Origin of the sequence: Nocardia flavorosea NBRC 108225, from assembly GCF_001613385.1 — a bacterium.
Classification (GTDB): Bacteria; Actinomycetota; Actinomycetes; order Mycobacteriales; family Mycobacteriaceae; genus Nocardia; species Nocardia flavorosea.
The window spans coordinates 217,861-227,307 of the sequence record NZ_BDCG01000019.1 but is presented as its reverse complement, the minus strand read 5'-3'; the positions used below and the strand labels follow the sequence as shown (position 1 = coordinate 227,307).

The following is a 9,447-nucleotide window of genomic DNA, read 5'->3' as shown; positions in this document are numbered from 1 at the left end:
CATCGGGACGGGAGAGGCGTTACCGGACCGGAATGCCGTGGACCGTGACGCCGGTGCGGCCCGGCGAACAAGCACCCACGGGCCCGCAACAGCGATCGTGTTGACCGGTTCCGGAAAGGCCCGGTGACAGCTGTCTGCGGCCGAGCCGTGACCGGCGGCGCTTACACCGGTCGCGGCGCCGTGCGCCCTATCGCTTTCCCTCCGGGCCGGGGTCTGCTCGCGGATTCTCCAGGGTCAGTGTTCGTCGTAGTGTCCGTCGTGGGGGGCATGGCGGTGGCCGTCGTGGATGTAGTCGACATGGTCGCCGTGCGGGACAGCCACATGGCCGCAGCCCTCACCGTGCACATGGTCGTGGCTGCCGTGTTCGGTATGCGCCGCGGGCTCACATTCGTCGTAGTGGCCGGCATGTTCGCGGTGCAGGTGACCGTCGTGGACGTAATCCACATGGTCGCCGTGCGGGACCGCGACATGCCCGCAATCCGGTCCGTGTTCGTGCTCGTGTTCGGTGTGCTGTGCATGCGCCGTTGTCATAGGTGTTCCTTCTTTCCTCGAAACGGTCAGCTGGAACTACGCACACAGTTACATTATCAAGTGCGCATCAGTGCAGATAGCCACATATTCGCCGATCTTCCACCCCGGGGCGCGAGCGACACGCATACGGAGACCGATTCCGCGCCCGCAGGCGGGCAGCAGCGGTCGTTTTCCGGGGGCAGGAAAGACTGTCGCATAGGCATCCACCACAGTCGGCGAACTTCACCGACCGGCCGGCTCGGGCGGGACGGCGCTCTCGAATAGCCCATTCATCCCATCTTTAAACTTTCCCGGAAGAAATTCCGTTAAAAGATGTCGCACTTGCGCCCTCGTCGGCGTAGTGTCTCAAATGTTCGAAACCGCCGGGGCCCAGCCGTTTCGGTCCGGCGGAACTCGGTCGGCACGGCTGTCCCGACGGTAAACCGCCCTTGGCGACACCGTGATCAGATCGGACATGTGAACCAATGAGGATCCGCAAGATTGCCGCGGCCGTCGTGCCGCTCATAGCCACCGCGACCTTCGGCGCGGCAACCGCTCAAGCGGCACCGACCGCCGCGCCCGATATCGGTTACCGCACCGAACTGGTGGGCAAAACCGTTGTCACCACTCTCACGCACGGCACCTTCGAGGTAGCGGGAGAAACCGTCGATATCGTCGACGAATCCGGCGCCACCGTGATGACCCTGCCGCTGTCGGTCCGTGAGGGCAGCACCGAGTACCCGCTACCGCACGCGGTCCGGGACGAGGGCCGGGTCCTGGAGCTCACCGCGGTCAAGGATCCGGCGGCGGCGCGGCCGGCCGCCGAACCGGTGGCTTCCCCGCAGGAGAACCTCGCGGCCCAGGACAATCTCACCTCCCAGATAGGTCTCGCCTCCGCCATCGGCGGATTCATCGGGACGGTTGTCGGTGCTGTTGCCGGACTACTCATCACCGCAGGAAGCGGCGTCGGAATACCCGCAATTCCCGCCGGGATCGTCACCGGCGCGGCCCTCGGCGGCGTGATCGGCACGATCGTCGTCGGCGGCCCGACCCTGATCATCGCCGCGGTAGACCTGGTCAACACTTTGACCGCGCCGCCGGGCACCACTCGGTGGGCCGAGAAGTAGACGCCGGGGATAGTTCGTTATCGCCATCGGCGACTGCGCGGCCACGCCCGGTAGTTCAGGGCGTGGCCACTCGGCGGTGGCTGTAGCTTCGCGCCGCCCGGATACCCGGCGATGCCGGTTCTCCCGAACGAACCACTGTCATATCCCACCCCGCCCGATCCGGGCGGATCCGATTGCGCAGCGGTCACTCAGGCCGTTTCCCTTGCTTGACAGAAAGTTGGACGTTCGCACCCCGGGCCTCCGGTTCCATCGGCCGCCGAGCCGACTCGGTCCGTGCCCGCGTGCCACGCAGGCACGGAATATCGGAACGCAGCGGCGTCGTCAGGCGATACCGCTGACCGGTTCCGGGTTGACCCGGTCCCGCCAGGTAACCGCCTCCCGGACCTGGGTCAGGTCGTAGTCCGGGCCGTTGATACCCACGGTGAACAGGGTCGCCCCCGCGGCGTGGTAGGCGGGTGCCGCTTCGACGCCGGGCCAGGCCACCGACCGTTCGATCTTCGCCGGCTCGGTATCCACTCGGGCGCAATGCTCCTCCAGGATCTGGCTCTTGTGGGTGAATACGTCGAGTTCACCGAAGCTGTGCCAGATTTGAGCGTACTCGGCGACCAGTCGCAGCGTCTTCTTCTCCCCACCGCCGCCGATGAGAATCGGGATCTCACGGACCGGTTGCGGGTTCAGTTTCTCCAGCCGACCGGTGATCCGGGGCAGGTATTCCTTCAGTAGGTCCAGGCGACTGCCCGCGGTACCGAAGTCGTAGCCGTATTCGTCGTAATCGCGCTGAAACCAGCCCGAACCGATACCCAGGATGAGCCGGCCGCCGCTGATCTGATCGACGGTGCGGGCCATATCGGCGAGCAGATCGGGATTGCGATAGCCGCCGCCGGTGACCAGCGCGCCGATCTCCACCCGTTCGGTCTGCTCGGCGAACGCACCGAGCATGGTCCAGCATTCGAAGTGGGCGCCGTCGGGGTCGCCGTACAGGGGATAGAAGTGGTCCCAGTTGAACACGATATCCACGCCGGCATCCTCGGCGCGCAACACTGCGTCGCGAATGAGGCCGTAATCGGGAGCGTGCTGGGGCTGGAGTTGAATTCCGATCCGAACCGGTCGGCTCATCTGCATGACTCCTCGTAGTCGGGTTGATCTCCCGGACCCGAGGCTACCGGCGGGGCGGCGCCCCAGCCGGTTTGTTCGCCGTGGGCGCAGAGCGGCAGCCTCGGCGATCCGTTCGCTACGTCGCCGGGCGCGGCCACGACGTGCGGGCTCGGCACCAGCGCGAGCACCTGGATTTCCACCCCCGGGACACAGCCGTCCAATCCGACCCTTGCGTGTACGTATATGTCTACTTATAGTTACCTCACGCGATGTACGTATACATCTACTTATAGTCAGCTCGGTCGCGAGGTGGCGCAACGGAAGGCAGGCAGTCATGGATATCTCGAACATCACCGCGAAAGTGGTCGGAGATCTCGGCGACAAACGGCGGTGGCGGCAGTACAAGACCAGGGCGGCGCAACTACCCGGGAGTCAACGCACAGCGGTCGCAGGCTTCGAGCGATACCTGCTGCACACCGGCCGAGTAGGCGGCGTCTCGATTTTCGAGGATCTGACCGAAGTCTTCGAGCGGAGCGCGGCCGAGGGGACTCCGGTCCGCGAGATCGTCGGCGCGGACCCCGTGGAGTTCATCGAGAAGTTCGCGCGGAACTATCCCGAGGACTCGTGGATCGGCCGGGAACAGGCGCGGCTGACCAGCGCCATCGAACGCGCCGCCGGCGCTGGGAAGTAGAGGCAATTCGATGACCACACACCAAGCTCCGGCGATCCACGTACAAGGCCTGGAAAAGTCCTACAACAAGCTGGAAGTACTGCGTGGCGTGGACTTCGAAGTCGAGCGAGGCAGTATTTTCGCCCTCCTCGGATCGAACGGGGCCGGCAAGACCACCCTGGTGAAGATTCTGTCCACACTGTTGAAAGCCAACTCAGGGGCAGCCTGGGTCAACGGCTTCGACGTCGCCGCGCAACCGGGCGACGTGCGTGAGTCCATCAGCCTCACCGGCCAGTTCGCCGCCGTGGACGAAATCCTCAGCGGCCGGGAAAATCTCGTACTCATCGCGAAACTCCGGCATCTGCAGGACGCCGAGCAGATCGCCGACAACCTGCTCGAGCGGTTCTCGCTCACCGATGCGGCCGGCCGGAAAGTCTCGACCTACTCCGGCGGTATGCGTCGTCGCCTCGATATCGCCATGAGCCTCATCGGGAATCCACCGGTCGTCTTCCTCGACGAGCCGACCACCGGACTCGATCCCCAGAGCCGCGTCGAGGTGTGGCAGGCGGTGGCCGAGCTCGCCGGGCAGGGGACAACGGTGCTGCTCACAACCCAATACCTGGAGGAGGCAGAGCAACTCGCCGACCGGATCGCGATCCTGCACAAGGGACGGATCATCGTCGACGGCACCCTCGCCGAACTGAAGCAGCTGCTGCCTCCCGCCGAGGTCGAATACGTCGAGAAGCAGCCCAGCCTCGAAGACATCTTCTTCGCACTCGTCGGTGATGCCGGCGACAACGACCCCACCGGCACCGGCCGCAACCCGGCACGGACGAACTAGGACCATGATGACCACGCATTTCTTCCCCGACACCACACTGCTGCTGGGACGCTCCCTGCGCCATATCACCCGCAGCATGGACACCATCATCACGACCACGATCATGCCGATCGCCTTCCTGCTGCTGTTCGTCTATGTTTTCGGCGGCGCGATCGACTCCGGATCGGATTCCTACGTGCAGTATCTGCTGCCCGGCATTCTGCTCATCACCATCGCCTCGGGTATCTCGTACACCGCATTCCGTCTGTTCCTCGATATGCAGAGCGGTATCTTCGAACGCTTCCAGTCCATGCCGATCGCGCGCTCCGCGGTGCTCTGGGCGCACGTGTTGACCTCGCTCGTCGCAAACCTGGTCTCGGTGGTGGTCGTCGTGCTCGTCGCCCTGCTCATGGGGTTCCGGTCGAGTGCCGGGATACCGGCCTGGCTCGCGGTCGCGGGCATCTTGATGCTGTTCACCCTCGCGCTGACCTGGATCGCGGTCATTCCCGGCCTCACTGCCAAGTCACCCGACGGTGCCAGTGCGTTCTCCTACCCCCTGATCTTCCTGCCCTTCATCAGCTCGGCCTTCGTACCTACCGAAACCATGCCCGGACCGCTACGGGCATTCGCCGAGAACCAGCCTGTGACCGCGATCATCGACACCATCCGCGACCTGCTCACCCAACAGCCGGTCGGCAGCGATATCTGGATCGCATTGGCCTGGTGTGTGGGAATCCTCGTGGTCGCCTACCTGTTCGCCATGAGCGTTTACCGTCGCAAGATTTCCTGAACGGTCGCAGTGGGCCGGGACCGCCTACTTCCCGGCTGGTACTGAACAAGCGGACACGGAATCCGGCCGGGGAGATCCACCGGCCGGATTCCACTGTTGGGCGCCGTATGGCGGTGCCGGATACGGTTGACGAAGAGATCGCGACCGGAATCCTCACCGGGCGTTCGCAATTCCGAAAAGTACTTCCGAGGGGTTTTGCAGTGCCGACCGCCCCGGAACGAAGGCCACTCGGGGTCTGCGGAAATTCGATTGCTGGAGTTCCTCGACCGCTGAGAGCGACGGACCGTACCGCCCCGGGTGCGGCACGGTCCGTCGACGATGCGCCGGCGGGTTCAGGCGCGCACAGCCGCCATCAGTGTTTCCAGTGAATCCGCGACGGGGAGCGCGAGGGCGTAACCGGCAACCGCACGGGCCGCGTCCGGTTCCAGCCGGCCCTCGACGTTGAGGTCGAACTTCATGGTGAGTTCGTCGTCGGAGAGCGGATTCGCCGGACCACCGCGGTTGTGGTCCACACGGGCCTGGTGCCAGGCGCCGTCGCGAGTACGCACTCGCAACACCGCCGGGAACTGGTGCGGATAGATTTCGTCGCACCGGTCGTCGCTGTGACTGGTGACCAATCGCGCGAGTTCCAGCGTGCGTGGATCCGCGGCGGCTTCGTCGGTGAAATCCGCATGCCCCACACCGAGACCCGAACCGCCCAGCAACGCGCGGGCCACGGTGAACGGGCCGGAGAACGCAGCGTGGTACCCCGATTCGGGGGCGGCCTTGGCCGCGGGCGGTTCGGCGATGGTACGCAGCACCGGTTTCGGCACACCGAGTTCGATCGCCACGATCTCGGCAGGGTCGATTCCGTCGCGGCGCAGGATCCGGGCCGCATCGATACCGGCGTGGGTGAAGTGGTTGCACGGGTAGGGCTTGAAGAAGATTCCCGGCAGTTCCCAGTGTTCGCCGAGCCGGTCGAGGACCTTGGCGGTATCGGCGCGGTCGCCGCAGAAGGCGTGCAGGAAACCGAACCGGCCCTCGATCACCGTGGGCGGGCCGGTGAGTCCGTGCCGGGCGAATTCCGCGGCCGTGACACCGGAATGCGCCGCCCACCCGCAATGCGCGCGTTTGACGGTGCCACCGGTCCGGTTGGCCTCGAGCAGCCCGGCGCCGAAACTTGCAGCGATACCCATGGCGTCGGCGATACCCTCGGCGTCCAGCCCGTACAGCATTGCCGCGGCGCCCGCCGAACCGACGGCCCCGCAGATGGACGTGGCGTGCTGGCCACGTTCGAAGAACTCCGAATTACCGAGTTCCTCGTCGTAACCGCCCATACCGAGACGTACCGCGATCTCGATGCCCACTCCCGCGGCGTCGAGGACGGCAGCGCCCGTGGCACCGGTCGCCTCACCGACCGCAAGGGCGGCGGGGACCACCGACGCCGAGGGGTGCAGCACCGACGGAAGGTGCGTGTCGTCGGAATCCATCGAATGGGCGAGGGTGCCGTTGACCAGGGCAGCGGTGGCGGCGGGGAATTGTTCGCCGGTGCCGATACCGGTGGCGCGGGCAGCGCCTGCCCAATCGCGGGCCACTGCGGTGACTGCCCGGGCCGAGGGCTGGTCGTGTGCCGCGAGGGAGTTGCCGAGAACGTCGAGGACGCGGCGGGCCACGTCGGTGCGGAGGTCGCCCGGGAGCCCTTCGGTGCGGGTCCGTGCGGCCAGGGCCGCGAGGCGGCCGACAACGGTGTTCTCGAAATCGTGGCGAGTGTTCGCGCCGGGCTGATCAGGCATTACAGGATCCCTCCGTGGTTACGTTTCGCTGCCGCTTCCCGGCCCGATCCGCTCATTTGGCGACGACCGCGACCGGGCGCACGGGCGAACCGGTGCCGCCGGTGATCCGCAGCGGCGCCATCACGAAGGTGAACTCGGTGAGCCCCCGGGCGCTCGCGGCTTCCAGGTTCAGGTGTTCGATGATGTGGATACCGTTGTCCACCAGAAGGATTCGGTGCACTGGCAGTACACTGTGGCCCTTACCCGGCGGAATGTGTTCGAATGCGGTGGTATCCGCGCCCGCCGCCACGATTCCCGCGTCCGCCAGCCACTGCCCGGCACCGACCTCGGCGCCGGGCACACCGTCCTGCTGGCCGAGATAGCGCTGGGCGTCGTCGAAGTGGCGGGCCCAGCCGGTGCGGATGAGCACGACATCGCCGCGACGGGGAGTCACGCCGGCAGCATCGGCGGCATCGCGCAGGTCCTGTTCGGTGACGGCTTGGCCGGCTTCGAGGGCCTCGACACCGCGTACCCGCGGCACATCGAGCAGGAGCCCGCGGCAAAGCATGAACGGGATGTTCTCTGCACCGTGCTTGGAGTGGCGGCCGCCGCGCTGCGCTTCCTCGGCGTCGATATCGCCGTGCAGTTTGCCGCAGTGACTGACATGCGAGAGGGCGTCCACATGGGTGCCCACGTGACCGCCGGTCACGATGATCTCGTTGGAGGCCGAGCCGCCGTCGGGGCGGACCATATCGCCGTGCCGGCGGATGAGGGTCATCCGGAAACCGGGGTGGTTGGGCGAACACGGCATACCGGTCGTATACGGATGCCCGAGCTCGACCACCTCGAGATCGCTGCCCACCACGGCGTTCAACAGGGTGTCGGGGCCCGCGGTGACGGTTTGTTCGGTCATGCTTTCACTCCTCGTGCTGCTGTGGCCTGCGCTCGATCGAGGACCACGCGGGCATTGGCGACCACGGCGGGGTCGATGAATCTGCCGTTCTCGTCCAGAACCGCGGATTCGCCCGCCGCCATGGACGCGGCCGCGCGGTCGACGATCCGGCGCGCCCGGTCCTGTTCCTCTGCCGTCGGCGTATAGGCCGTATTGACGATGTCGATCTGATTCGGGTGGATGACGGAACGGCCGAAGAACCCCTGGGCGCGACCGGCCCGCGAGGTTTCGGCCAGGCCTGCCGGATCATCCACAGCCGTCCACACGCTCTGCACCGGTGAGGACAGTCCGGCAGCCCGGGCCGCGGTGACGATCCAGCCGCGCGCCCAGACCAGCCCTTCGGGCTCGGCGCGCAGATCGGCGGCGAGATCCGCTTCACCCAGCGCGATCCCGGTGACCCGCGGGTGGCAGCGGGCGATCTGCGGGGCGGCGAGCAAGCCCGCGGCGGATTCGATGGTGGCGTGTACGGGGCAGCGGAGTCGTTCCGCGGTGGCGGCCACCGAGTCGGGGTCATCGGATTTCGGCAGCCGTACCCCGGCCGGGTCGGGCCCACCGGCGAGTGCGGCCAGTTCGCGGTCGAGCCATTCCGACCCGAGCGCGTTGAGCCGCAACCACACCTGCCGTTCCGGCGGGGCCGCCCACAGTGCGTCGAGCGCGTTGGCGAGCGCCTGGTCCTTCGCGCCGACCGGGACCGCGTCCTCGAGGTCGATCACCACGGCGTCGGCGGCGCTCTCGATGGCCTTGCGGATCCGGTCCGCGCGGTGTCCCGGCACGTATAGCCAGCTGCGCGGGGTCATTTCGCCGACACCGCCGACCGGTGGCCGAGGGCGCGCGATACCCGCTGGGCCGCATCACGCAGCGCGTCCTCGTGCCGGTCGCAGGCTTCCTCGGTCATCCGGTAGCTCGGTCCGCAGACCGAAACCGAGCCGATCACCGCGCCGTCGGCGCCGAACACCGGCGCCGCGATCGAGCCGGCGCCTTCCTGCCGTTCGCCGGTCGACCGGCACACCCCGCGTTCCCGGGCTCGATGCAGGGCGGCACGTAGGGCATCCGGGTCGATGATGGTGCTATCGGTGAGTCGCGGCAGCGGCCGGGACAGCAGATCTTCCTGCTCGGCCTCCGAGAGATGCGCCAGGATGATTCGCCCCGACGAGCCGCTGTGCAGTTCGAAGCGGCGGCCGAGTTCCACGGTCATCTTGATTTCCTGGGTGCTCTCGACTTGATCGAGGTACACGCGCCCGCCCGGCAGGCGTCCGGTCACTGTGGCGGTCTCGCCGGTGGCGCGCTGGAGTTCGACGAGCGCCTCCCGGGCCATCCGGCGCAGCGGGGAGACGTCCAGAGCCCGGGCGCCCAGGGTCGCGGCGGCCGGGCCCAGCAGGTAACGGCGGGTTTCGGGTTCGTAGAGCAGCAAGCCGCATTCCACGAACGTCGTGAGGATGCGGTGCGCGACGGCCTTGGAGATACCGGTCGAGCGGGCGATCTCCGAGACGCCGAGTGCGCTGGACCGCCGGCCGAACTCGAGCAGTACCTCCGCTGCCCGTGCGGCGGATGTGGTGCCGCCACTCGTGGGCTCCATCGTTGGCTCCGTTCTCCGGGGTGGATTCGTGTTCCGCCGGCCCCGCCGCATGGGACGAGGCCGACCAAGCGCTGAACAAGTTGTACCGCTTAGCGAAACGATTGTCTAGCCGCTTTTTGTCACCGCAGGCCGAGTTTCCGGCGAGTAAATCCGTTC

10 protein-coding genes are annotated in these 9,447 nt (G+C 66.8%); 4 read left to right on the top strand and 6 right to left on the bottom strand.

The features are described 5' to 3' along the window. Positions 1–234 precede the first annotated feature (234 nt). Positions 235–531, bottom strand: a complete 297-nt coding sequence (locus NFL01S_RS34785) for a hypothetical protein (protein WP_084493267.1) — start codon at positions 529–531, stop codon at positions 235–237. 464 nt (positions 532–995) lie between these two features. Here NFL01S_RS34785 and NFL01S_RS26305 point away from each other — a divergent pair, with 464 nt between their 5' ends. Further along, complete coding sequence (locus NFL01S_RS26305) at positions 996–1,637, top strand: DUF8020 domain-containing protein (protein ID WP_062978971.1); 642 nt, start codon at positions 996–998, stop codon at positions 1,635–1,637. 321 nt (positions 1,638–1,958) lie between these two features. On the opposite strand, the gene NFL01S_RS26300 is transcribed toward NFL01S_RS26305, so the two are convergent. Beyond that, positions 1,959–2,753, bottom strand: coding sequence for an LLM class F420-dependent oxidoreductase (locus NFL01S_RS26300; RefSeq protein WP_062979005.1), 795 nt, complete (start codon positions 2,751–2,753; stop codon positions 1,959–1,961). A gap of 313 nt (positions 2,754–3,066) precedes the next feature. Between NFL01S_RS26300 and NFL01S_RS26295 the strand changes: the two genes are divergently transcribed. From NFL01S_RS26295 to NFL01S_RS26285, 3 genes are read left to right on the top strand one after another with little or no spacing between them, the layout of a single operon-like run. Further along, positions 3,067–3,423 (top strand): DUF1048 domain-containing protein, encoded by a 357-nt coding sequence (locus NFL01S_RS26295; protein ID WP_062978970.1) that lies wholly within the window; start codon positions 3,067–3,069, stop codon positions 3,421–3,423. 10 nt (positions 3,424–3,433) lie between these two features. Then, a complete protein-coding gene (locus NFL01S_RS26290) occupies positions 3,434–4,243 on the top strand; it encodes an ABC transporter ATP-binding protein (protein WP_062978969.1) in 810 nt (269 codons plus the stop codon). Between the two features lie 7 nt (positions 4,244–4,250). Next, positions 4,251–5,012 carry an ABC transporter permease gene (locus NFL01S_RS26285; protein WP_062979004.1) on the top strand — a complete coding sequence of 254 codons (762 nt, stop codon included), beginning with the start codon at positions 4,251–4,253 and terminating at the stop codon, positions 5,010–5,012. Positions 5,013–5,344: 332 nt separating this feature from the next. On the opposite strand, the gene NFL01S_RS26280 is transcribed toward NFL01S_RS26285, so the two are convergent. Genes NFL01S_RS26280 through NFL01S_RS26265 form a run of 4 tightly spaced genes read right to left on the bottom strand, consistent with a single transcriptional unit; the run spans position 5,345 to position 9,291 of the window. Continuing rightward, positions 5,345–6,784: an MmgE/PrpD family protein gene (locus NFL01S_RS26280; protein ID WP_062978968.1), complete on the bottom strand. Its 1,440-nt coding sequence runs from the start codon at positions 6,782–6,784 to the stop codon at positions 5,345–5,347. Between the two features lie 52 nt (positions 6,785–6,836). Then, positions 6,837–7,676, bottom strand: a complete 840-nt coding sequence (locus NFL01S_RS26275; protein WP_062978967.1) for a cyclase family protein — start codon at positions 7,674–7,676, stop codon at positions 6,837–6,839. Further along, the gene (locus NFL01S_RS26270) at positions 7,673–8,512 is read right to left on the bottom strand and encodes an HpcH/HpaI aldolase/citrate lyase family protein (RefSeq protein ID WP_062978966.1); all 840 of its coding nucleotides are present in this window, start codon (positions 8,510–8,512) and stop codon (positions 7,673–7,675) included. The genes NFL01S_RS26275 and NFL01S_RS26270 overlap by 4 nt, the downstream gene beginning before the upstream one ends. After that, on the bottom strand, positions 8,509–9,291 hold the full coding sequence (locus tag NFL01S_RS26265) for an IclR family transcriptional regulator (protein WP_062978965.1): 783 nt from the start codon (positions 9,289–9,291) through the stop codon (positions 8,509–8,511). Before NFL01S_RS26265 ends, NFL01S_RS26270 begins: the two co-directional genes overlap by 4 nt. Positions 9,292–9,447: the final 156 nt, after the last annotated feature.

Coding starts and splice junctions, on each gene's coding strand:
- NFL01S_RS34785 (WP_084493267.1), bottom strand. CDS start 531: ATGACAACGGCGCATGCACAGCACACCGAACACGAGCACGAACACGGA.
- NFL01S_RS26305 (WP_062978971.1), top strand. CDS start 996: ATGAGGATCCGCAAGATTGCCGCGGCCGTCGTGCCGCTCATAGCCACC.
- NFL01S_RS26300 (WP_062979005.1), bottom strand. CDS start 2,753: ATGAGCCGACCGGTTCGGATCGGAATTCAACTCCAGCCCCAGCACGCT.
- NFL01S_RS26295 (WP_062978970.1), top strand. CDS start 3,067: ATGGATATCTCGAACATCACCGCGAAAGTGGTCGGAGATCTCGGCGAC.
- NFL01S_RS26290 (WP_062978969.1), top strand. CDS start 3,434: ATGACCACACACCAAGCTCCGGCGATCCACGTACAAGGCCTGGAAAAG.
- NFL01S_RS26285 (WP_062979004.1), top strand. CDS start 4,251: ATGACCACGCATTTCTTCCCCGACACCACACTGCTGCTGGGACGCTCC.
- NFL01S_RS26280 (WP_062978968.1), bottom strand. CDS start 6,784: ATGCCTGATCAGCCCGGCGCGAACACTCGCCACGATTTCGAGAACACC.
- NFL01S_RS26275 (WP_062978967.1), bottom strand. CDS start 7,676: ATGACCGAACAAACCGTCACCGCGGGCCCCGACACCCTGTTGAACGCC.
- NFL01S_RS26270 (WP_062978966.1), bottom strand. CDS start 8,512: ATGACCCCGCGCAGCTGGCTATACGTGCCGGGACACCGCGCGGACCGG.
- NFL01S_RS26265 (WP_062978965.1), bottom strand. CDS start 9,291: ATGGAGCCCACGAGTGGCGGCACCACATCCGCCGCACGGGCAGCGGAG.